This is a genomic window from Rhodococcus sp. ACPA4, from assembly GCF_002300185.1.
Lineage (GTDB): Bacteria > Actinomycetota > Actinomycetes > Mycobacteriales > Mycobacteriaceae > Rhodococcus_F > Rhodococcus_F globerula.
The window spans coordinates 85,047-111,262 of sequence record NZ_NSDY01000003.1; the positions used below are offsets into that span (position 1 = coordinate 85,047).

The 26,216-nt window shown below is 61.9% G+C and carries 24 protein-coding genes; 14 read left to right on the plus strand and 10 right to left on the minus strand.

Features of this window, described 5'->3' with window-relative positions; translation table 11 throughout:
- Positions 1–184: 184 nt before the first annotated feature.
- Complete coding sequence (locus CJ178_RS30510) at positions 185–2,179, minus strand: cutinase family protein (protein ID WP_095888814.1); 1,995 nt, start codon at positions 2,177–2,179, stop codon at positions 185–187.
- A 196-nt stretch (positions 2,180–2,375) separates the two neighbouring features.
- Here CJ178_RS30510 and CJ178_RS32980 point away from each other — a divergent pair, with 196 nt between their 5' ends.
- Complete coding sequence (locus CJ178_RS32980) at positions 2,376–2,903, plus strand: hypothetical protein (RefSeq protein WP_179300885.1); 528 nt, start codon at positions 2,376–2,378, stop codon at positions 2,901–2,903.
- Between the two features lie 26 nt (positions 2,904–2,929).
- Here the strand turns inward: CJ178_RS32980 and CJ178_RS30520 are convergent, their stop codons facing one another.
- From CJ178_RS30520 to CJ178_RS30540, 5 genes are all read right to left on the minus strand, one after another.
- Positions 2,930–3,655: a hypothetical protein gene (locus CJ178_RS30520; RefSeq protein WP_257013596.1), complete on the minus strand. Its 726-nt coding sequence runs from the start codon at positions 3,653–3,655 to the stop codon at positions 2,930–2,932.
- 99 nt (positions 3,656–3,754) lie between these two features.
- On the minus strand, positions 3,755–4,978 hold the full coding sequence (locus CJ178_RS30525; protein ID WP_095888815.1) for an insoluble domain protein: 1,224 nt from the start codon (positions 4,976–4,978) through the stop codon (positions 3,755–3,757).
- Between the two features lie 76 nt (positions 4,979–5,054).
- Positions 5,055–6,467 carry a chromosome partitioning protein ParA gene (locus CJ178_RS30530; protein WP_095888816.1) on the minus strand — a complete coding sequence of 471 codons (1,413 nt, stop codon included), beginning with the start codon at positions 6,465–6,467 and terminating at the stop codon, positions 5,055–5,057.
- Positions 6,467–6,823, minus strand: coding sequence for a hypothetical protein (locus CJ178_RS30535; RefSeq protein WP_095888817.1), 357 nt, complete (start codon positions 6,821–6,823; stop codon positions 6,467–6,469). The genes CJ178_RS30530 and CJ178_RS30535 overlap by 1 nt, the downstream gene beginning before the upstream one ends.
- 57 nt (positions 6,824–6,880) lie before the next feature.
- Positions 6,881–8,992 carry an FtsK/SpoIIIE domain-containing protein gene (locus CJ178_RS30540; protein ID WP_095888818.1) on the minus strand — a complete coding sequence of 704 codons (2,112 nt, stop codon included), beginning with the start codon at positions 8,990–8,992 and terminating at the stop codon, positions 6,881–6,883.
- A 1,236-nt stretch (positions 8,993–10,228) separates the two neighbouring features.
- Here CJ178_RS30540 and CJ178_RS30550 point away from each other — a divergent pair.
- The 8 genes from CJ178_RS30550 (at position 10,229) to CJ178_RS30585 (ending at position 19,942) form a co-directional block, all read left to right on the plus strand.
- A complete protein-coding gene (locus CJ178_RS30550; RefSeq protein ID WP_095888820.1) occupies positions 10,229–10,555 on the plus strand; it encodes a hypothetical protein in 327 nt (108 codons plus the stop codon).
- A gap of 44 nt (positions 10,556–10,599) precedes the next feature.
- The gene (locus CJ178_RS30555) at positions 10,600–11,001 is read left to right on the plus strand and encodes a hypothetical protein (protein WP_095888821.1); all 402 of its coding nucleotides are present in this window, start codon (positions 10,600–10,602) and stop codon (positions 10,999–11,001) included.
- Complete coding sequence (locus CJ178_RS30560; RefSeq protein ID WP_095888822.1) at positions 10,998–14,051, plus strand: ATP-binding protein; 3,054 nt, start codon at positions 10,998–11,000, stop codon at positions 14,049–14,051. The genes CJ178_RS30555 and CJ178_RS30560 overlap by 4 nt, the downstream gene beginning before the upstream one ends.
- A gap of 86 nt (positions 14,052–14,137) precedes the next feature.
- Positions 14,138–16,156 (plus strand): hypothetical protein, encoded by a 2,019-nt coding sequence (locus tag CJ178_RS30565; RefSeq protein ID WP_257013597.1) that lies wholly within the window; start codon positions 14,138–14,140, stop codon positions 16,154–16,156.
- 3 nt (positions 16,157–16,159) lie between these two features.
- The gene (locus tag CJ178_RS30570; RefSeq protein ID WP_095888823.1) at positions 16,160–16,996 is read left to right on the plus strand and encodes a hypothetical protein; all 837 of its coding nucleotides are present in this window, start codon (positions 16,160–16,162) and stop codon (positions 16,994–16,996) included.
- Positions 16,993–18,576 carry a peptidoglycan DD-metalloendopeptidase family protein gene (locus CJ178_RS30575; RefSeq protein ID WP_095888824.1) on the plus strand — a complete coding sequence of 528 codons (1,584 nt, stop codon included), beginning with the start codon at positions 16,993–16,995 and terminating at the stop codon, positions 18,574–18,576. The genes CJ178_RS30570 and CJ178_RS30575 overlap by 4 nt, the downstream gene beginning before the upstream one ends.
- Positions 18,573–19,163 carry a hypothetical protein gene (locus CJ178_RS30580; protein WP_095888825.1) on the plus strand — a complete coding sequence of 197 codons (591 nt, stop codon included), beginning with the start codon at positions 18,573–18,575 and terminating at the stop codon, positions 19,161–19,163. Before CJ178_RS30575 ends, CJ178_RS30580 begins: the two co-directional genes overlap by 4 nt.
- 158 nt (positions 19,164–19,321) lie before the next feature.
- Entirely contained in the window at positions 19,322–19,942 is a 621-nt protein-coding gene (locus CJ178_RS30585; RefSeq protein WP_095888826.1) for a hypothetical protein, read from the plus strand.
- A gap of 193 nt (positions 19,943–20,135) precedes the next feature.
- Here CJ178_RS30585 and CJ178_RS30590 read toward each other — a convergent pair whose 3' ends face one another.
- Entirely contained in the window at positions 20,136–21,167 is a 1,032-nt protein-coding gene (locus CJ178_RS30590; RefSeq protein WP_095888827.1) for a DUF3068 domain-containing protein, read from the minus strand.
- Between the two features lie 126 nt (positions 21,168–21,293).
- On the opposite strand from CJ178_RS30590, the gene CJ178_RS30595 reads away from it, so the two are divergent.
- Genes CJ178_RS30595 through CJ178_RS30605 form a run of 3 tightly spaced genes read left to right on the plus strand, consistent with a single transcriptional unit; the run spans position 21,294 to position 23,448 of the window.
- Positions 21,294–21,776, plus strand: coding sequence for a hypothetical protein (locus tag CJ178_RS30595; protein WP_095888828.1), 483 nt, complete (start codon positions 21,294–21,296; stop codon positions 21,774–21,776).
- Positions 21,773–22,849: a hypothetical protein gene (locus CJ178_RS30600; RefSeq protein WP_095888829.1), complete on the plus strand. Its 1,077-nt coding sequence runs from the start codon at positions 21,773–21,775 to the stop codon at positions 22,847–22,849. The genes CJ178_RS30595 and CJ178_RS30600 overlap by 4 nt, the downstream gene beginning before the upstream one ends.
- A complete protein-coding gene (locus CJ178_RS30605) occupies positions 22,846–23,448 on the plus strand; it encodes a hypothetical protein (protein ID WP_095888830.1) in 603 nt (200 codons plus the stop codon). Before CJ178_RS30600 ends, CJ178_RS30605 begins: the two co-directional genes overlap by 4 nt.
- Here CJ178_RS30605 and CJ178_RS30610 read toward each other — a convergent pair.
- The 3 genes from CJ178_RS30610 to CJ178_RS32565 form a co-directional block, all read right to left on the minus strand.
- Complete coding sequence (locus CJ178_RS30610) at positions 23,445–23,807, minus strand: helix-turn-helix domain-containing protein (protein ID WP_095889106.1); 363 nt, start codon at positions 23,805–23,807, stop codon at positions 23,445–23,447. The two genes, CJ178_RS30605 and CJ178_RS30610, sit on opposite strands and share 4 nt — an antisense overlap.
- A gap of 248 nt (positions 23,808–24,055) precedes the next feature.
- Complete coding sequence (locus CJ178_RS30615; protein WP_095889107.1) at positions 24,056–24,487, minus strand: helix-turn-helix domain-containing protein; 432 nt, start codon at positions 24,485–24,487, stop codon at positions 24,056–24,058.
- Between the two features lie 293 nt (positions 24,488–24,780).
- A complete protein-coding gene (locus tag CJ178_RS32565; RefSeq protein WP_143547567.1) occupies positions 24,781–25,380 on the minus strand; it encodes a hypothetical protein in 600 nt (199 codons plus the stop codon).
- Between the two features lie 86 nt (positions 25,381–25,466).
- On the opposite strand from CJ178_RS32565, the gene CJ178_RS30630 reads away from it, so the two are divergent.
- Together CJ178_RS30630 and CJ178_RS30635 are read left to right on the plus strand one after the other, a co-directional pair.
- Positions 25,467–25,775: a hypothetical protein gene (locus tag CJ178_RS30630; protein WP_095888833.1), complete on the plus strand. Its 309-nt coding sequence runs from the start codon at positions 25,467–25,469 to the stop codon at positions 25,773–25,775.
- 128 nt (positions 25,776–25,903) lie between these two features.
- Positions 25,904–26,215, plus strand: coding sequence for a hypothetical protein (locus CJ178_RS30635; protein ID WP_143547568.1), 312 nt, complete (start codon positions 25,904–25,906; stop codon positions 26,213–26,215).
- Position 26,216: the final 1 nt, after the last annotated feature.

Below are 26,216 nucleotides of genomic sequence, written 5' to 3' on the forward strand. Positions count from 1 at the left end.
ACGCATTCGGCCGGTGTCCGACATAAAACAAGCCCTCGGTGTGCGGGCAGGCGAACACGGCCATCCCTTTAGCGCCGTGGTGTCGTTTGCAGACCACCTTCGCATCACCCCGTGTGTGATAGCCGCGGTGACCGCACTTCTCACATGACGTCCATCGGGCAGCAGGGTTGTGGGCTCGTGGGGTTCATACGGCACGTCCGATCTGGAGATTGAGCCAGTCCGCGAGCCACACGATGGCACTACGTCCGGCGTTGTCGACGACGAGGGCGTTGTAGTTGGTGTGTGCACCGGAGGTGAAAAAGTCCGCGGCACGCAAACCTTCGTCGACCAAGGACGCGAGGTCCTCCGCCCCTTGTGACTGGGAGAGCTTGACCAACGAGTTCGACAGTTGCGGCAGATCCAGGTTCTCCGCCGCGGTAGTGATGCTCGTGGAGACCGTGTTCGTCTGTTTACCCAGCAGTGCCGGCGGGGTTTTGGTGGCCTTGCCTGAGAGCATGTTCATCGCCACCGACGCCAGGTCCAGGCCGACCGGAACGAGTCCGGTCATGGCTGCGGCTGCGCCGAGGGAGTCGGGCAGCTGCCCGGGCGGAGGAAGAAGCTTTTCGACAGCAGCCCAGGCGATCTCCTGGATCTGCCCGACGATGTTCGCCAACTTGATCACATCGACATTCGCGAGGATCGACGTGACGAGCGCCGCGATCTGGGTAGCGCCGGAGGGATCCGGGATGACCGAAAGCACCTGCGAGACCCATGTCAGATCAACAGCTGCCGCCATCGTGACCAACGGTGAGAACTGATTGTTCAGCTGGCCCGCGATCTCGTGGGCACCGCGGGCGTCGAGTCCGGCGACCTTCTGCGGCAGCAAAGCCAGATTGGTGAGGATGCCGGGCATGTCGAGCGAGGTGATACCGGTGGCGACACCCAGAACCTGATTGACCACCACCGTCGGTTTGAGTACCGACAGCACGCTGATTGCGGAGGTAAGTGCATCGGAGGGCGTCGACGCGAGTGGAGCGACCAGTGCGCCGAGAGACTCTGCGGCCTTCGTCAGGGTCTGCACCTCCGCCGACGTCGACGGCAGCCGCAGCGATTCACCGCCGTCACTGCCGGTGAGCGTGGTCGCGGTGTCAGCGAGCGTCGTGGCCGTGGCGAGCGCTGCAGTGAGATCGGATTGCCCCGCGTTGGTGAGGACTTCGGACGCGTTGTATTCGGCGGTACCAACAGGTGCGGCCTCGAGTTGACCGTTCGCGTGCGGATTCGCCGCTCCGGAGTCGAGGAGGTCCGCCAATGGAGCGAGGGTCTTCGCGATAGATGTAGCGGCCACGGCTACCTGTTTGAGGTCGACGACCGGTTCTGCGAACTGTTGCCTGAGAGTGGCCACATTCGCCGCCAGTGCAGGCAAATCGGCCCCAGAGAAGTCCGATGTCAGCGCGGTGGCGAGTTGACTGTTCCCGCCGGCCGATATGTCGGTCGCGGCGCCGCTAGGGCCCTTGGTCAGGATCGAGCCGAGCGAACCGAGTATCGGGCTCGCACCCTTCTCGATCGAGCAGTACAGGTCTCCTGGATCGCAGATCGAGGCGACACGGCCAGAAAGGGCACCCATCCCCTGTGGGCGCGGGTCGGCGATGCCGCGGCCCGACGTGCGCGGGCCGACCGTCGCAGAGCCTGTCGTTCCGGCACCAGGATCAGCGAGCAGACCGACTGCGAGGACTCGACCAGCGTCCACGGGGCCCTTGCCATTCCCGATCTCGGACGCGAGGTCGCCGGCAGCGTCCGCGCCCTGCGAGTAGCCGACAATAGTGAATTTCGTTTTCGGGCAAGCATTCTCGACCTTCGACAAGACCTGCTTCGACTTGGTGAGGGCGTCGGCTTTGCTGTCTGCATAGGTGCGACCGTTGTCGAATGCGCGCGCCATATACGGCAGCGTGTAAACCTCGGCGTCGCTGCCATGCGCGCTCTTGAGAGCATCGGCCACAGGCTTGAGCATGCCCACCGGCTCGGCGGGGTCGGCGCTCTCGTTGGTCTCCCAGGTGCCGGGGATGAACAGGTTGAATGTTGCCCCGCATCCGGATTGAGCGGAGGCGATGGCCGGTGCGGTGAGTGCGACCGAACTTGTGGCGACGGTGGCGGTCACCAACAGGGTGACCGCGCGGCGAGCTTTCGGACGTGGGAGCGCCATGTGCACCTCATCTACCAGGGGACAATGCACCTTCCGGTGTGCACCGCCGATGTCCCGTCAGCCGCGCCCACCTTTCAGGTGAGCGCACACAGTGACGTATCTGGGCGCGCCGCATCAACCCGCCTGTGGATAACTCTCCGTTGACATTGGGCCATGACGTTAGTTGTCGAGCCCTCACCGATCAGGTGCAGTCGACGTGCAGGGACAGATAGACACGTCCTTGCCCGTAGGACGAGTTCCAGTCGGCCGGCGCATCAGCGGTGGCCGCGATGTCGACCTGGTCAGGGTTCGACCAGTCGATCGAGTGCAGGGCTTCGAGGAACTGGTTTGTTGTGTCGATGTCTCCGGACAGGTCCTGCTCGGTGTTCTCGACGGTAGAACTTGGGACGGTCTGGATGCCTTGATCTTCCAGCCGTGCGGTGCCGAGATGTCCACGACGAGGTTCTCGCCTGTGCCGGTGCAGCGGGCGGTGATGTCCTCGGGTTTCGGGGTGATGATCTCGATGTCGGCGTGCTTTTCACCCAAGCCGATGATGATGGACCCGAGATCGTCAGTCGAGTCGGTGACGATCGTGCCACTTCTGGAGGCGGATACACCGGTGGCGGCGCGACTGTCGTCGCTGTCGCACGCGGTCAACGCGGCGAGGGCCCCGATGGCGGCTGCGACAGCGATTGATCGTCGGGTTCGCTTGGCTGAGTGGTTCATTGGAGTTTCGTCTCTCTGAAGAAGAATGTCGTCGCGGTCGTGGGGTCAGCTGATGCTGTCGACGAACCAGCGGCCGTCGATGTTCTTGGTGGTGATCGTCTGTGGGTATTGCTCGGGGGCAATGCCGGGACGCATTTCCGCGAGAACGACGGAGTAGACACCGGCTGTGATCGCAGTGATGCGCACGCAGTGCGTGGTTCCTACGGGAACGGAGTCGATTCCAGCTTGAATTTTTTCCGCAAGAGGTAGCGAGGTGTCGGGGGTGGCCAGTGCTCGGACGGCGTCTGCGGAGCGGGTGATGTAGTAGGCGTGTTCGAAGGCTGCGATAACGCCCGCGCCTGTCTTCTGATCGCCTTGGTCGGTGCGGCAGGCGCTGGGGTCGGCGACTGGTTCGGTGCTGACTGCCGGCGGGGTGACCGCCAGGGCCGGCATCGATGTGGGAGCTACGTCGTCGCTCTGAGCGACCACCGGCGCGGAAGTGTCCGATCCGGAGAACACGCGCAGCAGGAACCAGCCGAGTAGTGCCGCAACCAGCAGTACTGCTGCCGCGCATCGCAGTAGGTAGGGGCGCCGCGGCGACTCGCCCTTCGGCGAGCGTGGTGCTTTCGGCGCTCTTGAGGGCTTCGGCGCTTCGCTGGCTTTAGGTGCTTTGGATGTCTTCGGTGAGCCGGTTGCGGGTCGAGCGGCTTGCGGTATCCCCGCAGGTGCGCCGCCGAGCGTATCGATCACTGCTGGATGCCTCGTCGTCTTCGTGCTCAGTATCGACTTCACGTCTGCGTACTCACCTTTCGTCGGTGTCATCGCCATTGGCAGATCGGGGCGGACGGCAGGTGCGCCGCCTGCCCCGACCGAGCTATCCGTTGCTGTGGGTTACGCCTGTGCGCCGCCGCCGATTGCTTGGCTGATCAACGTGGATGCCAGACCCGGTGAGGCGTTCTGGAAGAAGTCCGTCAGAGCTGCGTCGACCTGCTCGATGACTGCCTCGCCGCCGGGTTGCCCGCCGACGAAGTCGCGGACCTGCGCATCGAGGGCCGATGCGGAAGCGACCGTGTCGCGGACCGTGTTGGCTGCGAACTGCCCGACCGGTCCGGAATTCTCCCACTCGGTGAGGACCTGCTGGGTCTGCGCGGTCACTGCGGGCTGGTCGACGTCCGGGATCTCGATGTCGACGGGTTCTCCGAGTTCGCCGGCACCGTATGCGGTTGCCGCCACGAATCCACCGATTCCCCCGCCGACTGCGCCCGTGAGGAAAGCCGGAACACCTAGTGCCAGTGCGCCGATACCTACGCCTGCGCCGGTTCCGGCCAATCCTCCTGCCACCCAGCCGATTCCGGGGACGAATACGTTGCCCAGGCCCATTCCGATGTTGCCGCCGATGGTGCCGCCGATCAACGCTCCGCCCGTCGCGAACGGCGCTGCGAGCGCTAATCCGCCGGTCAATGCTCCACTGGCTGCGCCTGCGATCTGCGCAGCGGACTCACGGCTTGCCTTGTCGACAGGGACTCCGGTCGAATTCCAGAACGTTGCGACCATCGACTCGACGACAGAGGTCGTGTTGTTGGTCCTTTCGAGGTCGGCGTCGGAAACCCAGTTCGGCTGCGCGATATGGAACGTGCCGAAGCGGAGGGTGTCACGCGGAGCGATGATCGGCGCGATGATCTCGACCGGACCGGGGAGGTGAAGCTGGCTGTAATCGATCGGTGTGGCGTCGTAGTCAGCGGGCGGGGTGTAGGTGTTGGTGTTGTAGTCGAAGTTCTGCAACGGCTGGTACGTGATGTTCTGGTACTGGGCGGGCGGTTCGACCCAGTAAGTCGGCGCGGGCTGCGCGGGAACGACAGGGGCCGGAGCGGGAACGTCGGAGGTGACACCGGACTGGCCACCGCCCTGCGCGATGCCTGCCTGTCCGCCGCCGTCGGTGATTCCGGCTTGACCTGGTGCGGCCAGCGCGGAGGGGGCGAGGGCGACACCGGCCGCGACCGCTGCGCAGGCTATGACAGCGACAGCGCTCTGACGGGCGGCACTGCGGTGGCGGTGCCGGGCGCGGGGCTGTGCGCGGCGAGCGGCTCGGTTACCCGCGGTGATGTCGATACTCATTGTGGTGCCTTTCGATGAGGAACTGCTGGTGGAGGCCGATATGCAGGGTCGAACGGCTGTGCCGAACGACAGTGGGTCAGCCAGCGGCGTGTGCAATCAGTTCGACGACTGCCCCGGCAACGACAGTCAGGGATTCGGTGGTCGTGGAGCGAAGCTGGGAAGTCGCGATCCGCTCTCCCGACGCGAACAACGGCTCGAACGGCATCCGACGAACCGAATGGACGCCGACCTCAAGGAATGCATCGACGGCCTCGATCTCGACCATCGGAGCATCACCTGGTCCGTCAGTAATAACGACGATCGTGCGGGCCAAGATGTCTGATCCCGCGGCAGCAGCGAGGTCGAGCAGCATCCGGTGCGCAGCAGCGGCAGCATCGCGGCGCAATGGCACCGGAACGACGAGGACGTTCGCGTTCGAGGTCGCCCACTGCCAACTCCCGGCCAACCGATTGTTGCCGGTATCTGCGATGAGAATCTCGCGATGCTCGGACAGAACATTGGCCAACGACTCGACGTCGTCGTATCCCAGGGCGGCACCGTCGAATCCGTCGAAAATGCCGGCCACGACGTCTTCACCGCCTGGCTGACGTGAGAGGAACCGCGACAGCTCGGAAGGACGGATACTTCCCGGTGCTGCGGCCTGCGCGGCAACTAGTGCGAGTACATCCTGACCGGCGCGCGGTGGAACGGAGACGCGGTCAGCGAGGCTGCCCCCGACCTCTGCAACATCCGCGCAGACCGTACTTCCAGCTCCCCGATGCTGAGCGATGACAGCGTTCAATCCGACTGCGATCGGGGTCTTGCCGACACCCCCTTTCGGGTTGGCCACTGTCACGATCGAGAACCCCGGAATCGGACCGGTGATCGCAGCGATTGCGGCGCGGTGACGCATCTCGGCGGACTCTGGTTTCGGTGCCAGTCCCAGGTTCAGAACGGCATTGAGTCGACCCCGAATACCTGTGCGCGCGGGTTCGCTTGATCCGGGCGTGATCTCTGGAGCAGCGAGTACCGACATCGCGGGACGCGTGCTTCGTGTCGAGGCGTGAGCCTGTGAGCGACGGACGCTTGTATCGGGGTTGGGACGCTGCCACGGGACTGGTGGGCGCTGCTTCTGCACGTTGCCTTCCCGCCACATTGTGTCGGGGGCGGAAACTGGCAGGTGGCCGATGGGGGCCACGGACATCGTGACCGGTTCCGGTGCAACATCGACCTGCGGAACTTCCCGCCCAGCAGCCGCTGCGATTGGCCCTGTCGGCAACGACCGCGAGACATTCCCGTCAGGCTCGACGGTGAGGTAATTCGTGCGTCCTGCTTCGTTCACGACGACCTCTACCGGTGCACCCGCATCAGCTGAATGCTTGCGGCTGTACGCAGCGATCACAGCGTGGATTGACTGCCCTTTGTCGGCGGTCAGGTCCACCTCTTCGGCCCCTGCCCCGCGCGCGACGGCGGTCCGCTCGCCGGTGATCTCGATGGCAAGGGCCGACATCAGGCGTTCGTTCCGCTGAATGCAGCGACGCCGGAGAGTTCGTTGTCCATCTCCGAGACGATGGTGACTGCTTTGTCGAGTGCCGCCAGAGCGTCCTCTCGTGCCTTGCCTTCGGGCAGAACCTCGATGATCTGGCGGCGGGTCGCGACGGCACTCTTGATCTCGTCGAGGCGCGGCTGAGTCAACTCCTGCTCTTCGCTGAGCTTGGCGAGCCACGTCGGGACGCCGTCTTTGAGGACCTTGCGCAGTGCGGTGATGACCGGATCCCCGCCGCCCTTGGTCGGCGCGAAGGGACCACGAAGCAACGTGATGTCCTCGGTGGTGGGGGTGATCGACTGGGAGATACGACGAGCCATGGCGATGGACCTTTCTTGTGGTGTTTCGAGGATTTCGGGGGTGGAGCGTTCAGGGGGTCACACGGACTCGAGGACCTTGTCCGGCTCAGGTAGGAACACCACTTCGTGCGGCCCGTAGGTGATGTGGTTTTTCACCCGTCCGGTGCCGCCCACGGTGATCGTGGTTTCGGTGACGTCGCCGGTGTCCTTGTTGCGGATGACGGTCACGGCGAGGACGGTTGCCTCGTGTTCGGTTCCGTCCTCGCCGGTAACGAGGATCGTCGTTCCTTCGGTCACCGAGTGAGCCGGAATCGCATCGATATCGTCGTGCACGGCTGCGGCAGGTACGGCCTGATCCGTGCGGTCTTGGCCGAGTTGCGTCGGCTCCGGGGCGTAGCCGCGTTCGCGTGCTGTCGTGGCCATCGAGCGTTCGGATTCGACGAACTGGCGCAACTCTTTCGAGTAGAACGCGATCTGCGGTTCCACCTGTGGCCGGAGCCCGTTGATGATCGCCTTCTCGGAGTCCGAAAGCTGATTCCACTTGTTCGGGTGGGGGTCGACGTTCGGGGTCCACCACATCTGCGCATCCACGGGGGAGCCGTCGTTGCCCAATGCCACACCACGACCGGGAACGGAGGTGTCGATTACGCGGCCGACTTGGGACTCTCCCCACAGCATCATCGCGCCGTCCTGCGAAAGATTGCCGAGCGAAATTCGGGTGCCGAAGTTGTCGCGTGCGTTACCGGAGGCGCCGCCGAACAGTGACGCGTCGGGACGCTGCACACCAAGCAGCAAGCGGATACCGGCGGATCGTGCGAGTACCGCGAGATCGGCCCACGCACCGAGCGGATCGAGTTCCTTGAGCATCTCGCGGGTCTCGTCGTCGCCGGTCTTCGCCAGTCGCTGCCACTTGCCGGAGAGGATGAAGAATTCGTCGAGCACGGTGATCAAAAGTGGAAGCTCCGAGGGCTCGATCTTCTTCACGTGCACGTAGTGATTGCGGGCCATCATCTCGCAGTGCAGCGCGCGCACCAGCATTGCCGAGCGGACAGCGTCGTAGACGATTGCAGCGCAACCGGGATACCCCTCGAGTCCGTCGAGTTCGATCATTTTCGGATCGACGCCCAGGAACGGAATTCCGCGGCGCGCGGCTTCTGTGAGGAGTGTGCGGATAACCGACGTCTTGCCGCCGCCGGTCGGTCCGACGATCAGGCAGTGCGGCTTGTTCGACTTCGTGGAAATGTCCCAGAACATGGTCAGATCCGATGCCGCTGTCGCATAGGGAAGGTGGCGCAGATTCTCGTCGACGAGTTCGAGTGGATGATCGACACGCGTCGGTAGCGGAGCACGCAACATCATCAGAAGAAAACCTTCGGACGGGAACCATTGTGTCGCCCAGGTGCGGCCTGACTCGTGGGTTCCGGCGAGGGAGGTGAGAGCCTCGTCGATTTTGCGCTGGAACCCGTGCACGCCGCTCGACATCGACTGGCTGTAGGTGATCTTGTAGCCGGTCTCGGAACCGTCGTCGTCGTACGAGTCGACAGTGACGGCCGCGTCCTTGAGTGGTCCGCCCACGAGGACCTGTTCGAGGACCCGGTGGCGATCGGAGCGGGTGTCGGGTTCCACGTGCTTACGGGTGATGACGATCTGATCGCGGTGCGCTTGATGAGTAACCGTGTGGGTCCACTTCCCTGATCGCCGGTTTACGGAAGCACGTACTGCACTGGTGAATTCGTCCATCTCTTTCGGACGGATGATCGCTCCGCAGGGAAGTTTGATCTTGGCGCTGCGCAACGCGCTGACACCGGACGGGAATCCGACGGTGACCTTCACCGGAAGGTGCCGGGTGGCTTGTCGTACGTGGGCATCGAGCCGAACGCGGTGACGGTACGAGATGAACCGCACGACGTCGAATGCGATCAGTGCGAGGGTAGCGAGCAGGAGAAGCCAGCGGTATCCGTGAATCGCCACGGCTGCGATAGCGCCCTGACTTTCGGGTGTTTGCCCAGTCAGCTCGACAATTCGTGGAGCGTAGAACGCGAAAGCTGTTGCGATGATGATGAATGGCGCGATCGCGCTGTACTTGCCGACCGCAGGTTTCTCCGATTTACAGGGCTGTCCTGTTGTCTTCTCGGAGCTGAACAGGTCGACGAGGAAGTCCTTGAGGGGGTCGTGCTGACCTCTGCCCATCGACTGCTCCTTTCGCTCGATTCGCACCCCGTTACAGGTCGCCGGTGTGTGGTGGGAGCACTTTCGCAGAGTCGGGAAAAGATTCTCAAGGCGCCTGTGGATAACTTTTTTTCCTAGCCTGCAGCCGACGCGCTGACGCCAGTTCCCCGCATGCTGATTAACAGCACCGAAACTCCGTCGATGACAGCTCGAACCGACACCGATTGCGGCACTGGATAAGCCCGCCGCGAACCGTGGAATCCACCGCCCAACAAGAGGTGAAACGGCGGCGGAAATGATCTTGAATCGAGTGCTTCGAGGGGTATTGCGAGGCACTGAAATCAAAGCGCCGAATACACCTCTGCGCACCGTCCGCAGTCGCGAATGTCGGACCCGAGACGCAGCTTCGTCAGTCACCTTTCAACCCTGCCTGAAACGGTTCTCGATCACCCCGATGGCGACTGTTCGCGCCCTGATCTTGGTTCGGCGATCAACACCCGAAAGCAACCCTCTGACCAGCAGTTCCCGAAAAGAGTTGGCGCGGAGCAATTTTCATGAGTACACTGCCGCTTTCCGGCCCAGAGGGCCGGAAAGCGGCAGTGACCCCCGGAGGGGGAGGTGTGAATACACCTGTTTCACACACCATTTCGGCACGCCGCAAAACTACCCCGTGAAACTACCTCACTTCACACCTGCCGACGCTGGTACGTGAACGACAGCTTCCGCGGGCGCCTGACCGATGAGTTCCCTCTTCGCCACACCCCCACACTTCGCTCACTCATGGCGGCGTTCCCACTCCTTCGCGACGGGCTTCATCACACCCGCACATGAGTGGTCGAATCCACCTCTGCGACAAAGCCCTTCCGCAGGACTTCGATGGCACCATGCCGGAAGAGTATCGACAGCCTCATCGCCACCACTGTCGACACAACGCTCGGAACCCGGCGCGACCATCTCCGTCCACACCCTCAACTGCTCTACCGGTCAGGACTTTCATCACCACGTTGACGAAACCCCTCTCGGCAACGATGGAAGGACCCGCAACCACTCGACGGAAACCGGCATACACGAGCCGAAGAACCTCGCGCTGAGCATGACTCGTCCACCACAGCGCACGGAGTAACGCCGAACCCGATGCGCACTCACGGGAATCGAAGAAGTTATCCACAGGCGGATTGAAGTCGAAGCACCACTTCTTCTATGTTCCCGCGCAACCACATTCGTGGGATCTGGTTTTCAAACTGTTGGAGAGTGTTCATGTTTTCTATCGCTTCCACCGTGATCGACCTGTCGATCGCGACGGCGCACCCACCTGCCGCTGCGGATGTCGTCACTCTCGCGCAATCGACGGACGTCAACACCGGCGGGTTGCGTGCGTGGATCAAGGACAACGTGGTGTTCACGATCCTGATCGCACTCGCGTGTGTGGTCCTGGTCGGCGGACTCAAAGGCAATCTCTCGAGAGTCTTCACCGTCGGCGGCCTGGGTCTGTTCGGACTCGCGTATCTCGGGATCGCGACCTCGGAATCCGCCGCCACCGGGATCGGGAACTGGATCCTCGGCCTCGTCGGCATTCAGACGTAGCCCCTCCCGATGTTCACCCCGAGACCACACGAACGGAGCACACAGTGATCGACAACGACGACCTGATGTACCGCGTAGACCGGCACTATCTCGGTCCGACCGGTTATCCCCTGCCGGTACGGATCCGTTACACCGCCGGCCTTGTCGGTGCTTCCGCGTTCGTCGTGGTGTTCGTGATCGCTCGGGGAATTTTGCATGTAGCGCTCGGCTTCAAGACTCTGATGGTGCTCGCGCTGATCACGGTCTGGATCACTACCCGCATCGCTAAGTTCGTCACCCCCGACCGGCCGCTGCGCTCGGTGCTCAAGGCCGCTCTCAACGACCTCGCCGCTCCGCGTCCACCGAAGGCAGGCAAAACCGTGTTCGTGTCCCTCCCGGCACGGCTGACCAGGCGCGCATCCACGCCAGAAGCCTGTGCCCATTTCGACGGTGAGGATCACCGATGACCGCCTCCGACAACGATATTGCCGCACTGTTCGACCCGAAGGTCGAGGATCCGGTTCCGGTGATTCTTCCAGGCTCGCTACCGCCGTCGTGGGCAGCTGCGCAGTCGAGTGCGCGCCGTCCTGCACAAGCGTGGTCCGAAGCCGACCCGACACCGGTTCCGGAATACGACGACAACGGCGAGGACGACTACGGCGAGGACACCGAGCCGACACCGTTCACCGATCCCGAGCAGATTGCAGAAAAAGTCATGCGGCGTCGTGGTCGCCGCGGCCGGACTACGAAGAAGGCACGCAAGTCTGCCACCGACCGCGAGAAGGATGCCGCGAAGAAGCGGGTGGAGCGCGAACGCAAAGCTGTCCATCTGAAACTGACCGGCACTTCTGCCAACATCACCCGAACCGCGACAACGTCGACGGCGTGGTTCTGGCAGCAGCAAGGACCCTGGAATTTCCGCACCACCGGTAAGCAACGGCGCTTCATCCAGGACGAAGCGATGATCTTGACCAACCTGCAGAAAGCAGGCGTACGCACGCTGCACCGCCGCTTGGTGCGCACCCCGTTCCCGGTGACGCAGTGGGCGATCGACCACAACGCCTGGGCCACACCTATTCCTGATGTGCCCGGCGCACTGTCGTGGGCGGACTACCTACGCGGTCAGCAGCACGCGATGTTGTGGTCGAACGCAACAATGAAGGGCCGCTACTGGGGCATCGAACTACCCGAGCGTTCCGGACTCGGGCAGGGTTTGGATTGGACTGCTCGAACTCTGCGGTACACGGCCAACTGGCCCCTGTTGGGCCGGGTCTGCACGTGGGTAAACCGATGGGCCGACGACGCCTTCGAGCGCGAGCAGAAGGCACTCGCCGATCACCTCGCCGCGTTGGAGCGGATCATGTCGGGCCGCGGCGCGAAAGCTGTTCCCGCGTCCCCTACTGCGATCGATTACCTGCTGCGCCGCTCCGCGACGATCGGTCTCCCTCTCGAAGCGGGTGGAGCGATTGCGGGCGCCGGCGATTGGGAGGAGACCGACGTCGCGGCCCTCGAAGATCTCACCGACCTGTCCCTGACCCCGGGTGATGGCTACACCACTGTCTCCGGTGTGGTCGACGGCCGCACGTACACCGGTGTGGTGATCGTGTTGACGGTCGGGCGCATGGCACCTTTGCCGATCCCCGAGCGGATGCTCCCGTGGCAGATCATCGGCGACCCTTCCGGGGAGCCGCTGGAGTGGTCGGATCGAATCGAACTGCACGACAAGGCATCGACCATCCGCAAGATGCGCTCCCTCACCGGCAAGATCGAGAGCCAGTTCGACCACTACACCGTCGAACACGATCAGGTGCCGCCGAAAGAGTTGGCGCAGCAGCATGCTCGCGCGCAGAACGTGATCTCCGACGTCGAGGAGGACCATTCAGGGCTCTCGACGCGCACCACCGGCTGGTACCGCGTCGCCGTCGTCGGCACCAGTCCGGACGATGTTCGGCAGAAGGTCTCCGCTCTGCAAGAGATGTACTCCCCGCACATCGCGCTCGAACACGAGCACGGCCAGTACCAGTTGCTACGCGAGTTCATTCCCGGTGAGCCGCAAGCGAACATCGCACATGCTCGCCGGATGGACGTCGAAGCGGTCGCCGCCGGCATGGCCACGGTCAGCGACCGCATCGGTGACCGTCGCGGAGTCGTCCTCGGCGAGACCTCGTCGATCTCTCCACGTCCGGTGATCTGGGATCTGTTCGCCGCTCACGAAAGGAAACACAAGTCGGGGCTGACTCCGATCGTCGCTGTGCCTGGATCGGGTAAGACGTTTCTCGCCGGCATGATCGTGTATCAGGCAGTTCGCGCCGGCGCCTACGGCGTCGTTCTCGACCCGTCGGGGCCGCTGTCGAAACTGGCGAGCCTCCCCGAATTCCGCGATATCGCCCGCGTCTACGCACTCACAGGTCGGGACTCACGCGCGGGAGCGTTGAACCCGTACCGGGTGATCACCAACCCCCGGCGCGAGGATCCCGAATACGACACCGCCAACACCGAGTTCGCACGCGACGCCGATCCGTATGCTGCGGCGCAATCGAAGTTCGATGCCGACACGCGTGCCGCCGAAGCGGAACGTGTCGAGGTCGCTGTCTCGGTCCTGAAGATGATGCTCACCGAACGTCATCTGCATCAAGAGCACACCGAACCGGTTCTGCATTTGGCGGCGAACATGGTCGGCGGCGATAGCAACCACAACCTGCGCGAAGTGCTGGCCGCGCTCGAGACCATCAGTGAGAAAAATCCGGATCAAGCGGTCAGGACCTGCGCGAGTGGGCTGTATCAGCAGCTCGACTTGATGTCGAGGCTCACCGAAGCTCGTGTGCTCTTCCCCGAGGAAGGCACGATCGGCAGCGGTGGCGATTCCTTCGACAACGACATCCGGCTCACCATCCTGACGATGCCTGGTCTGCAATTGCCGCCCGAGGGCACACCGTCCTCGCAGTGGACTCCGCAGCAGCGGATGACCGCGCCCCTGATGCACATGGCTGCCTGGCTGGCCAACCGTCTCGTCTACGAAAAGCCGCGCCACGTCCGCAAAGTGCTCTTCCTGGACGAGAACAAATACCTCGAATCCACCGGTGCCGGCCGCACCTTGAACCTGCGCATTGCACGCGACTCACGCAAGTACCTTCTCCGCGCGCTCGTGTGCTCGCAACTCCCGGACGACTTCCTCGGATTGGACGGCAGCGACGACAAGACCGCACTGACCTACGAAGTGTTCGTCGGCGACGTCGGCGGCGATCCCCATGCGATCGCGGGCGCCCTGAAACTGCTCAAACTCCCTGCCGGGCAAGGCTTCGAGCAGTTCCTCGCCGAATTGGGCAGCGGCGGTGAAGACACTCTCGACGAGGACACCGACACCTCGTACCAGGATCAAGCGCGACGCTGGATGATCCGGATGGCCGACGACGTCGAGTTGGTGCGCTCGAGCTGGATCCACTACGTGCATCTCGCGCACGTCTTCGAGGCGCTGAACTCCTCGTCGTCGAAGAACGCTCTCGGCGGGCCAGCGTGATTGCCCTCGAATGCCGCCCTGTGCCAGCGATTGGGAACACCCAAGTTGAGCCCCTTCGGGGGCGCGGTCACCGGTTGGGTGGGCGTGTGGGGCACATCCTGGCGGTTCTGGCGTTGTTGCTGCTGTCGCTGATCGGTGGCGGTGGGATCGCATCGGCGGGCGGATTCGACTGCAAGGACGTCCCTACCCCCGAATATCCGAACTCGGTCATGGCGTCGGAATTCGATTCTTCGAGCAAGAACCGCGCACCGAAAGAGAGCGGCACCGGCTACGAGACCTACGGGTGGGCCGGCCTGTCGTGGCACACCTACGATCTCGGCTGCGGCAATGACCTGGTCAACGCGCCCCGCGCCGTTGCAGACACGTCAACAGGCAACCTTTTCCTGGCGATCGGCAAGGGATTCGCTGCCGCGGCATTCTGGCTCGACGACCAGACCAAGACCGGCCAAGCCGCTGAGGATGCCGGCATCGCTCCGGCGATGGTTCAGTTCGACCAGATCGTCTCCTCCATCGCCGACGGCATGTTCGGTGTCTACGGGATGTGGCTGGGTATCGCACTGACCGCAGTTGCGGCGATGATCCTGTGGAACGCGCTCAAATCCAATGCCGCCGCTGTCACTCGCACTGTCGCTATTGCCGGAGCCGCGTTGGCGATCGGGGCGTTGTTCGTCGGAGCACCGCAGAAGGCGATTCAGATCGCCGACGACACCTTCGGATCGATCATCACCGACACCCAAGGGCAGATGCTCTCCGTGTCCGGAAACGACGCAGATCCACGCAACGTGTTGGTCGACAAAATCTTTCTCGACGACTGGCGCAAAGGCTGGTTCGGAACGAACTTCAACGACAACGAGTTGCAACTCGGTCCGAAACTGCGCGACACCTTGGCGTTTTCGTACGCAGAGCAGCTACAGATCACCGATGACAACGAGGCCGCAAGCGAACTGGCCGATAAGAAGGCAAAGGATTTCGAGGACAACATCATCAAGAAACTCGAGGGCCTGAACCTCTCCTACAACCAGTTCCAGGGCAAGGACTCCGGGCGCACCGGCACCGGATTCATGGCGATGATCAAACTGATGATGCCGTCCGTCCTGTGGATCGGAGCCTCGATCCTCAAACTGACTGCGCTACTTGCCATCAGGCTAGCGATCCTATTCGCGCCGATCTGGGTTCCGCTCGCTGCTATACACGGCGGCACCCTCGCTCGGGTATGCCGCGCCATCGCAACGGCATACATGTGGGGTGTGGTCGGCGCAGTCGTCATCGCCCTCTACTTGATGGCGCTGGTCAAGCTTTACGACACCGGCAACGGGATCGTCGACGATACGTGGCGGCTATGGTTCATGATCATCTTGACCGCGGTGTGCTGGATGATCATGAAGCCGTTCAAGCGGATGTCGCAAACAATCACCCAGAACAAAGCCGGCCCACTCAACCGCAAAGCCCGCGGCGCTCAGTCGATGATGAAAAAGACATTCTTTGCTGCAGCGACGGGTGGGACGGGAGCAGTCGCAGGAGTGGCCGGTGCTGCTGCCGATCGAGTCTCGCAGAACGTGAAAGACCGCTACAACACCAACACTCGAGACGGCGAGGACAGCGGCGAGACACTGCCACGCCCTGAGGGACGCGAGCTCAACCAACGCCGCCGCCAGGAAGTCGACCAGTCCCGCGTCGAAGCACGCAAGACGATGGATCGCCAACAGCGGCTGACGAATTCGCGACGGGAATCGGACCACGACGCCGCCAAGCGCGATCTCCAGACGAGTGAGCCCTCCGAAACCGACACAGACAACGCAGCGGTGAAGCCTCGGATCCAGCTGCCAGCGACCAACAGGGGCAGCGTGGTCGCTCACCAACCCGTGGGATCCGAGAGCGGCTCTGCACGCAGTTTTTCGTCGGTGAGTGAGACCTGGGACGGCGGGCCGCGCTCGAACATAGCGCCGACCAAGGTGTTCACTCCAGTCTCTGCCGATACCTCCGTGGAGAGTTCGGTGCCGAGACCCACACCCCGGTCGGCCCCGTCGACGCCGCCTCGGTCGACGGGGCGGTTGTGGACGCCGTCGTTGACCTCCGTAGGCGCTGCCGACCACGGTCAGGGGTGACAGATGTCCACCAGCACAGCCAATCCCGTACTCGCGCCGATCCGGCGATGGGTGCTCTACTCACGGACCAACCTGACGATCACGATCGTCTCCGCGTTCGCCGTGTTGTTCGTCGCCGGATCACTGTTCGGCCAGTCCCCCACCGCGGCGAACACGGCATCCGCAGCGGATATCACCGCCACCACGGCGACTGCGTCTGCCGATGCGGCGGTCGCCGGCGACCTCACCTACGACCTGGTCGAAGTCACCGAATCCGCCGCCGCAGGAAAGTCCGTCGCTGCTGTCGCAGAGAGCGCCCCGGCCACAGCGATGACATACGCGCACACCTACGTCGACCAATCGCTCTCCAACAGCGAATGGAAAACCAAGCTCGGCAAGCACACCGCCGACGCACCTAGTGCGACCCTCGTCAACGCCCGCCCGCTTGTGCCGGTGGCGATCACCGGGCCGACGCGGAGCGAGAGCGTGGCCGGCACCGGCGGAGAAAGCGCCGTGCAAGTGACCGTGCCGACGCAGGTCGGCAACCTACGCATCACCCTCAAAACAGCTGAATCCGAATCGGGTCCAGTGTGGCAGGTGCAAGCACCACTGCCGACGCTCGATCGCAGTGAGGTCGACAAGCTCGGCGCTCCTTCGCTGGCCAGTGCCCCGACTTCCGAGACGGTCACTACCACCGCGGCGCCACGATCGACGACCAGCTCCCCCGCCGCGTCGACATCGACGCCGGAACCTGCAGCATCGACACCCAGCCCGACGACAAGTCTCGAGCCCGCACCGATCCCGGTGCCGGGGCCTATCCCGAGCCCCGATCTCGACACCCCGCTACCGGGGACGCTGTGACGCGCCGGACGGTGGCGCTGATCCTCATCGCCGGCACCACCGCTGTTCTGGGGTTGTCCGGGTGCGCGCATGATCCGGTCATCCCGAAGAACCGCTGCGGCAGCACCTCGTCGAGCGAGAGCGACACAAGTGAATCACCAAGCAGCAACACGGAACTGAAAGCGTCTGGGCCGATCACCCAGCCCACCAAAGCCGGTACGACGACGCAAACCTCGCCGTTCGGGCCCCGTTGGGGAACCGAGCACAAAGGCGTCGACTTCGCCGGGCCGGTCGGTACCCCGATCTACGCCGCCCTCGACGGCATCGCGGTCAAAGCGGGCCCCTCCGGTGAAGGTCCCGGCGTCGGATTCGAGAACTGGATCGTCATCGATTCGCTCGTCGACGACCAGCCCGTAAGCACGGTTTACGGACACATGTTCACGGACGGGATCCTTATCATCCCTGGCCAACAGGTCAAATCCGGTGACCATATCGCCAACATCGGCAACGCCGGTGGATCCACCGGCCCGCACCTGCATTTCGAGTACTGGGAAGGAGGACGATTGCAAGGCGGATTCGCGATCGACCCGATGACCAAGCTCGGCGGAGCGTCCTCACCTGCTGGTGAGGACGGCGGCGGCAGTCCGAACATCGCGCTGGTCGCATCGTCGTCCTCAATCGACTGCGGCGACGGATTCGGCGTCGCCGGCGGCGGGGATCTCAAAGCCGGATCAGTTCCTCCCGAGATGGAGCCCTGGTTCCGCACGGCGGGGTCGTTGTGCCCGCAGATCACACCGTCGCTACTGGCTGCGGATGCGAAAGCAGAGTCCGGGTTAGTTCGCGGATTGGAATCCACAGACGGCGCGAAGGGCATCACGCAATTCATGGACCCTACGTTCACCGTGTACGGCCAGGACGACGACGGGAACGGCAAGATCTCGATCTGGGATGACGGGGACGCGATCATGGCTCAGGGCCGGTACTTCTGTGACATCGCAAAGAACGTCGACGGCTGGATCGCCGACGGATCCGTCACAGGCGATCCGCGTTCGCTCTACATCGCCGGATACAACGGCGGCGAATACTCCGTCAAAGACGCCGGCGGCATGCCCAGCGGCGGCGACTACACCACCCAGACGCAACCGTACGTCGCGAAAGTCCTTGCCTACGAAGCAGAGTTCGCGACACCTGGAGGTAGCGGCGAGTTGGTCGTCTCCCCCGGATCTGCTTCCGGTTCGCAGGTCGTCGAAGCTGCACGCCAGTACATCGGCACCCCGTACGTGTGGGGCGGCGGCAATATCAACGGCACCACCGGCGGCGGGTTCGACTGCTCCGGACTGACCAGCTACGCCATCTACAAAGGCAGCGGAAACCAGGTCACGTTGCCTCGCACTTCAGAGCAGCAATGGACAGTCGGCGTCGAGATCCCGATCAACCAGGTACAAGCAGGTGACCTGGTATTCGGCGCATGGTCAGGATCCGGTCCCGGCCACGTCGGAGTCGCGATCGGAGACGGCCAGATGATCCATGCCCCCACCGCCGGGGACGTCGTCAAACAAGCTCCGTTGCAGAGCGATATGAAAGCCCGGAGGGTCATGTGAGTACCGCACGCAAGCTCGTTCTCCTCGCCATAGCCGCAGCGATCGTTGCGGGGTTGGTGTTCTTCTTCGCCGACTTCGGGAGCGAGGACACTGGCACCGCAACGCCAGCCCCCTCCTCGGCGACACCGTCCACGGTCACGACGACCACGGCGACACCCTTCCCAGCCGTCGATGTCCCATCGGACCCGGATACCCACGCAGCGGAAGACACTGTGCGTCAGGCGCTCTCCATCGCCTTTACCTGGTACCCGGCCACCGATCGCAGCCCCACCGACGCTTACGCGCGCGCACGGAACTGGTTCACCGAGTCTCTCGCAGAGTCGCTACTCGTCGACATCCACACCAAACGCGGACCCGGCGCGCAATGGGGACAGTGGGCTTCCGACAACGCGAAAATCGTTGCCGACGTGAACGTGGGCTGCTCGGGCTGCCCACCTGACACCGACACCCTCATTCACCGCGTGGCCAGCATTCACCAGACGGCAATCGTCGGCCACGAGACCACCACGGTCACACCGGAGACCACCGTGTGGGTCACGCTCACCAAGGACTGTGACCAGTGGCTCCTCGACAGCATCAGATACTGATCGACACACACGCGACCAGCGCACCAAAAGTGAACGCTCGTCGATCGAGTAAGTCCATATCCACAAAGACCTCAGCACCCAACATCGCACAGGCACAAACGGTTTCAGAACTACCGGACGCACAGAATCCGGCAGTTCACCATCGAAGGAGAATGCAAATGAAACGCACCACACGGACTATTGCTGTCACGCGCATGATCGGTATCGTCGTCGCAGCAGCCTCGCTCGGCGCCGGACTCACCGCATGTGCAGCCGACAACGTTGTTAACGATGCCAGTCCGCAGTCCGAAACTACCTCTGCCGCAACTCAGATGCCTGCAATCGACGTCAACGACAGCGTCGACGTGCGCCGCTACTACACCGTCGAGTCGATCGTCAGAATTGTCACGGGACGAGGCGGCGACAAGACGATGGCGCTTGGCGCTCTCGCTGCCGCGGAAGCCGAGAGTGGCTGGTACGCGGGCAACAGCGGCGGCGGGCCAGGGATGACACGTACGGTCGATGTGTTCGGTTGGCAATCCAGCTATCCGGGTGGCACAGAAAGTGGCCAGGCGACGGAGGCAGCCGTGCAGCACTTCATGGACGTCGCAGCGACGGTGCCGCCCGAAACCCGCAACGATCCGGTCGCCTTCGCAGTCGCCGTCCAATTCGCAGATCCGCGCGGCTATGACCCCGGTAAAAGAGTGTTCTCGCGGGCAAGTACGAACAGGGACAGCGTTGCCACCGAATACACCGCGAGCCTGCCTAAAGCCGACGCCGCGCTCCAACAGGTGCAATAGAGGGCCGAGCATCCACGCGACCGTACACAGTAGCCATTGACCTTGCTGGACCATAGAACGGTCATGCCAGGTGTGCAATCGCCAGCAATCACGCAGCGAAAGGTCTGCAACCGTTGATTGTTACGGACCCTTCGCGCGGGATGAGACTGTACCTGTGAATTCAGACCAGGTCGCTGGTCCGCTTGCGAAAGGACTACTGACTGATCAGTTCAACGGATTTTCGATTCTCGACACTCTCGATGCGCATATCGACTCGTGAAGCCTTTCGAGCGAGATAGATCCCACCGATGACTAGTAGCAGTCCACCGAAGACGCCAATCAACGGACCATAGACCGTGCCCCACTGGATGAGATTCCTGTACGTGATCGCGCGTTCAAGTTGTTCATGCTGTGTCGCAGCATCAAGCCTAGGTGCTACGTCTACAATCGTTATCGCTTTCGGATCATCGACAGATGTTCCGAAGTATTGCTTATAGTGTTGCTGCACTTGGACAATCGCACCTGAAACTGGCTCTATCGAGAGGTCGCGAGTTATGCCGTAGAAGCGCGTCATAGTTACCGGATCAGTTCCATCCCTGCCCCAATTGGATGCAGGCAGGGTGAATTTGCTGCCGATCGCCACGGGCTCTATCTCTTGCCGAAACTGGTAGATACGAACGCCTTCCAGGTCGGATTCACCGACGAAGTCTGCGTCATAACTCGCACGCAAGGTCGTATCAAAATAGGGATATGACTTCTTTTCGGTGGCAAACGGAAATTTGAACTGAAAACCCTCGTGCACAACAGTTTCTGCGGGTCGATCCATGTCAGTCTGGATCGATCCCGGCGGATCCGCGAGTGCTATCCCAGATGTTCTGTCGACAGTCAATAGGTCGATGCTTGCGTTGACGATGGCGGCGGTTCCAGATCGATCGTCACGCAACATTTGAACGGCCGACTGCAGTGTGACGACCTCGGAGTTGGACGGGTCTTGCACGCTGACACGCTGCGAAACAGTAATCGGGACAGTCGGTTCGACAAGTAACTTTCCATTTGCGAGAGCTGCTATGTCTAGCAGTTCCGCAGTTCCAGTTGAGACGGTGGCAGCGTCGATACTCAGCGGAATCTTGACGAGCTGCCCTGCGGTATAGGTGTAGACAACAACGCTAGCGGACAACAAAGACGATCCAATGCCGATGACAACACATGCAGTTGTGTAACGAAATATACGGAGGTTAAGCGACATTCGGTCGAGACTAGCGGTTCCGTCTGCTCATCCAAACCACTACCAACTGGTTTGGGTGAACAGCTGCCAACCGATTACGGTATTCGTCGGTGCCGTTGGGGACACAAGGTCAGGAGGTGCCGCATAGTGGCAGAGAAGACGGTGGCGCGTGCCGTCGAGCGCATGTTTCGAATCGCAGTCGGCGATGAAGCACGCTCTCTGGACGGTATGGCCAAGGCGCTCTCCCGCGAGCGCGGTCGACCACTCATCGTTCTCCACGACGCGAAACTGCCCCCGGGCGTGTTCGGCCAGTGGGTTCGCCGTCCGGACCATGACGAAGTCTCTTGCGCTGCATGGGTTCATGCCCGTGATCGAACAATTGCGCATGAGTTGGGTCATATTGCCTTGGGACATTTCGGCCGACCTGCAATCGATTTGGCCACTGATTTTCTTCCGGCGTCGGCTCATGACCTCGCGACGCTGATGCTTCGTCGTGACTGCACCGACACGTATTCCGTTGAGGAAGCCGATGCGGAAGCGTTCGGAAGTTTGCTTCTTCGGAGACTTCAAGACACGAGAGGTTCGGGTAACCCTGCAATTCGATCGCGCTTGGACGAGGCGCTCGGATGATTGCGGGTATTGCAGCGGCACTATTGGCGGTGACCGCTGCGACGAGGGTTCAACGCTGGTGGTTCTCACGGTCATTGACACTTGCCGGATCCATTGTCGTACTGATCTGTATGTCAATCCATATGGCTCTCAACATGAAACCCGTTGAGCAGTTCGTGCGGCAAACTTTTGGCGCGAGCATGCCCGGCACCATAAAGATGCTTCTGGTCTGTGGGATTTGTGTAGGAACAGCGATCATATTCACGAATGTGACGAGCTCTGCGAATCCCAAGAAGATCCTCTGGATTCACATATCTCTCTCGTTGTTCACTGCGATTTTGTCGTTCTACTTCTTCTTCAAAACGCCTTGGCCGGCTTCGAATCCCGATAACCAAACCTTCGACAACGAGTACGCCTTCCTACCCGGATACGCGGAAGGTCTGATGTTGGGAATGACATATCCATTCTTGCTGTGCCTCCTCGTGACAATCGTTACTATCAGGCAGGCCGACCGACGAACGGTCACTGGCCGCGGATTGATCATCATCTGTCCAGGTGCCGTCGCGTTAACCACGTACGCAGCACTCAGAATCGGCTACCTATTTGCCACGCGCTATGGCTGGATCGATCCAACTCCAACACCGTTCGCAATCTCTAGAGTCTTGGCGATAGTCGGGGTGTCATTCATTGCAGCAGGAGTGCTTTCGGCCTTGATCGACAGTTTCCTCGCGGCGCGATCCGAACAGAAAATGTTCTCCGAACTCCATAGCGAACTGATAGACCGCTGGCCTGGCGCCCAGCGGAAATCAGAAAGAGGCAGTAGTGCGGCTGATCGTGTCGCAGATCGGGCTGCCGAGCTCCTCGATGCACTCAGCCTGGAAGCCAGGCATCGCGACCTTCCCCAAGAAGGGCCACAAGCGCAAGAAAGCACCGTGGCTGCGATCGCTCGATGGTTGATCACCGGTCGCATCCCTGATGGCCTCGGCTCTGCGGATCTCAGGCCCCGGCCCGGCACCACTGACGTTCAGTGGGCGTGCATCCTTGGGGATGCGTACACCCGTGAAAGCAAGCAAAGATTGGCGTCCAAGCAATGACAGAAACACCCGATCTCAGTAGCAAACGCCCCATCGACCGAGCCGCCCGAATCTTGACTGAAGTTGGCGCCCCGTGGGTTATCAACATAGCGACATCGCTGGTGATCGGTCTTGCGATCGGCGCCCCCGGATGGGGAATCTTCGTCGCTGTTTGTACCGGTGTCGTTCCGATGAGTGTCATTTTGTTCGGTATGCGGAAATCCACAATCGGTGATCATCACGTCACCAAAATCAGTGAACGTCACGCTCTGATCGTCGTTCTACTCACCGTGGCGTTGGGTGGGCTGATCATCCAAATCCTGGCGCACGCACCGATCGAGATGATCGCTTTCATGTCGGCAGGACTGATCGCACTCGTCGTGGCCGCAGTGATCACGAGTGTTTTCCACTGGAAGGTCAGTATTCATACCGGGGTCTCGGCTGGCGTGACAGTCGTTTTGGCCCTTGCGCTTTCACCGTGGTGGCTTGTCGCACTTGTTTTCACTCCACTAATCGGTTGGTCCCGCGTGCATCTCGGTGACCACACCAAGGGTCAGGTGATCGTCGGGGCGATCGCCGGAGCTGTGGCGACAGGCATCACGTACTCGTTGATCGCTTAGGACGATTCCTCGTCACGACGGATCATCCGGCGGAAGGGGTTGTATGAGCGCGCCGCGACCTGCTGATTCTCGGATTCCCGTAAATCTTGAATCCAAGCGATCTGTTCCTTGACCTCTTCATAGGTCTCTTCGTCGCCAAAGTAGTCCAGCGGTACGTGGAACACCCCACATATATCGCGCACCGTCTCAATTCCTGGCGATTGACGTTTGCCGCTCAAAAGTTGGGACATGTAACCAGTCGTCATCTTGCCGCCACCAAACCGGATCATATCTACAACTTCGGTTTGGGTGTACGGGCCTCTGTCCTTGGGATGGACGGTGTCGAAGAGGTGCCGGAGCCGTTCAGCAAAGGTGCTCATCGATCCGTCCTTTCCCTTCAAGAAGCGAGGCGCTGTCGCCACAGGTCATCCAACGTTTCTCCGATCTTCCCAAGCGGACCGTATCTAATGCAACTTGCAATAGTAAGTTTCGGGTTTTAGGCTGACCTCGACCGCGAGAGGGAGCAATGGTTGGCAACACCGAGTTCAGCAAGCCCACACCACGATCCACAAACCGCGCCCTGATAGCGGAGGTCGCCAAAGAACTGCATATGTCTCGAAGAATCGTCTCAGGCTGGGGTCTCAGGGTCTCGATTACGGGCCCTGAAATGCGAAGCGCGAAGCTCCTCGACCGAGATGCCGAGAGTTCGAGCCAGCCTCTCTGCCACGACATCGGACAGAGATATTTCGCCGCGCTCGACACCGCCGACGATGGGCGTCCTTACACCCGCCTGACCACCAAGTTGCGGTTGAGTCAGACCCTTGAGGACTCGCCAGTCCCCGGGAAACCTCTCATCTTTGGGCACCTGCACAACGTCGGAGATTTCGAGACCAAGCTCGACGACAACAGTTGCCAAAAGATCTACCTGAGGAGACGAGTCGGCCTTCTCCCAACGCCTGATCGTGGTCTCGCCGATTCCAGCACGCCGTGCGAGCTCGGCTCGCGAAATACCCATGGAGCGGCGCGCAGCTACAAGGTTTTCAGGGGAGAACCCCCGCATCACTCGTCGACTCACAGGCGAAGCCCTACCAATCTTGTTTTCATCAGTAGACACTGTGCCGCCTCCTCGTTACGATACGCATCTGAGACTATTTTTAGATGAATGGTTTTAGATGGCGATTGCTAGAACAGCCGGGACGGACATACCAGTTGTTCGAGCGGCCGCCCTAGCCCAGAGCCATCCACAAAACAAAGACGTCCCCCGGTCGCGCCAACGACCGAGGGACGAGACCAAACGGGGTACAGCCCGTCCAGCATTTCTTCCTATGCAGAAAGGATTCTGCGATGTCTATCTTAGTTGACCGTCCAGGTGTCAGCGGCAGATCTGGTGCCCTGTTTGCGCCACAGCTTTCGACTCTCGCGTTTCGTCGGGTCGCGGCGCAGCATGTTTCGATCGACGGCCGTTGCGATGCTTGCGGTTTCACGGTTTCGGAGCGCACTCCGTTGTGCCCGGATGCTGCTGTTGCGTTGCGTGAGTTGTCCCGCCGGGACGGCGGTCGCTCCCACCGCGTTCAGTTGTTTCATTACGCGACGATCGATCTTCTTCGGATCGCGGGTGTTCATCATGAGGATCGCGTGGGCAGGTGCGCTCGCTGTGGGTTCGTGTTCACCGCCGAGTGTGACGTGTGCCCGACGTTGCGGGCTGTCCGGAGGGAGCTGGAGGTTCGGGGCGTGGTTCCGGTTGTCGGTGCCGAGCAGGGTAAGGGTTTGTGCTCGGGGAGGGCGCGGTCGTGGGAGATGGACGGCCGCAGCGCGAGCGAGTGGCGCCGCGCGATCACCACGTGTGAGGCGTGTCCTCTGCTGGCGCAGTGCCGCGCGGATATGAATTCTGCGATCGAGTGCGGGGCTGGCCCTCGACGAATGATTCTGGCGGCCAACGCGTACGACAATCACGGCAAAGTCGTCGATCGAGATCGGTTAGAGCTGTATGAGTCGTTGACGAGAGCGTCTCGCCCGCGTTCGACATCGACGGCGGCGGCGTGAGTTCCGCGGTTCCACCGCCAACGGTGTTGGCGTGTGCGATTGATCCGCAGTCGTGGGATCTCGATGAGGGTTCGTACCGTGCTGGGTTGGATGCGCGAGCGGAGTGTTTCCGCTGTCTGCGTTTGGCGGAGTGCCGGCAGGAGTTGTCCGCCATGGTCGATGCGGGGACGCCGCCGCAGTCGATGGTGTGGGCGGGTGTTGCGTTCAGCCATCGTGGCCGTCCACTCACCTCGGACGCAGCGTTGCGTTCGTACTATCGGCGCGTCGACGGTCAGCGTAGTTCCCGACGCGGCAGCGCGGCGTGAGGATTCAGGTGGGGTTGGTCGATCAAACAACGACCTCTCTCATCGACAGTCCGGCATGCGATGTGCCATCCGTACTGGTTCTGCACACCTTCGAGTCAGCATGGACGGTGTACGGAGTTCTTGCGGACATGAAAGGGCACTTACCGGTTCTGGATCGCTATCACCGGGCGTGGGTCCTCGTGGAAGTCGCTGGACGACTCCGCAGCCGCCAGTCCTTCGTCCGCACCAGCGCCCACCCGGGCGATTCTCCAGACGTGCACGGCTTGATCGACGTCGACTCACGAGCGGTCCTGCATGCTCGCGACCTCATCGACGCTCACGGACCGTTGACAGTCGCCCCGTCCCCCACGGCGATCCCCGCACCATTCCTGCTCTCTTGCCTCGAATTCAGTAGCCCTTGCGCGATTAGGCCGCCGGCTTTGTTCGACGCCACCCGATAGG

Bases quoted from the DNA above. Each gene is read 5' to 3' on its own strand.
- CJ178_RS30590 (WP_095888827.1), bottom strand. From the start codon at position 21,167: ATGTCGCTTAACCTCCGTATATTTCGTTACACAACTGCATGTGTTGTC.
- CJ178_RS30615 (WP_095889107.1), bottom strand. From the start codon at position 24,487: ATGCGGGGGTTCTCCCCTGAAAACCTTGTAGCTGCGCGCCGCTCCATG.
- CJ178_RS30530 (WP_095888816.1), bottom strand. From the start codon at position 6,467: ATGTCGGCCCTTGCCATCGAGATCACCGGCGAGCGGACCGCCGTCGCG.
- CJ178_RS30610 (WP_095889106.1), bottom strand. From the start codon at position 23,807: ATGAGCACCTTTGCTGAACGGCTCCGGCACCTCTTCGACACCGTCCAT.
- CJ178_RS30635 (WP_143547568.1), top strand. From the start codon at position 25,904: ATGAAAGGGCACTTACCGGTTCTGGATCGCTATCACCGGGCGTGGGTC.
- CJ178_RS30510 (WP_095888814.1), bottom strand. From the start codon at position 2,179: ATGGCGCTCCCACGTCCGAAAGCTCGCCGCGCGGTCACCCTGTTGGTG.
- CJ178_RS30600 (WP_095888829.1), top strand. From the start codon at position 21,773: ATGATTGCGGGTATTGCAGCGGCACTATTGGCGGTGACCGCTGCGACG.
- CJ178_RS30535 (WP_095888817.1), bottom strand. From the start codon at position 6,823: ATGGCTCGTCGTATCTCCCAGTCGATCACCCCCACCACCGAGGACATC.
- CJ178_RS30605 (WP_095888830.1), top strand. From the start codon at position 22,846: ATGACAGAAACACCCGATCTCAGTAGCAAACGCCCCATCGACCGAGCC.
- CJ178_RS30570 (WP_095888823.1), top strand. From the start codon at position 16,160: ATGTCCACCAGCACAGCCAATCCCGTACTCGCGCCGATCCGGCGATGG.
- CJ178_RS30540 (WP_095888818.1), bottom strand. From the start codon at position 8,992: ATGGGCAGAGGTCAGCACGACCCCCTCAAGGACTTCCTCGTCGACCTG.
- CJ178_RS30525 (WP_095888815.1), bottom strand. From the start codon at position 4,978: ATGAGTATCGACATCACCGCGGGTAACCGAGCCGCTCGCCGCGCACAG.
- CJ178_RS30560 (WP_095888822.1), top strand. From the start codon at position 10,998: ATGACCGCCTCCGACAACGATATTGCCGCACTGTTCGACCCGAAGGTC.
- CJ178_RS30550 (WP_095888820.1), top strand. From the start codon at position 10,229: ATGTTTTCTATCGCTTCCACCGTGATCGACCTGTCGATCGCGACGGCG.
- CJ178_RS30585 (WP_095888826.1), top strand. From the start codon at position 19,322: ATGAAACGCACCACACGGACTATTGCTGTCACGCGCATGATCGGTATC.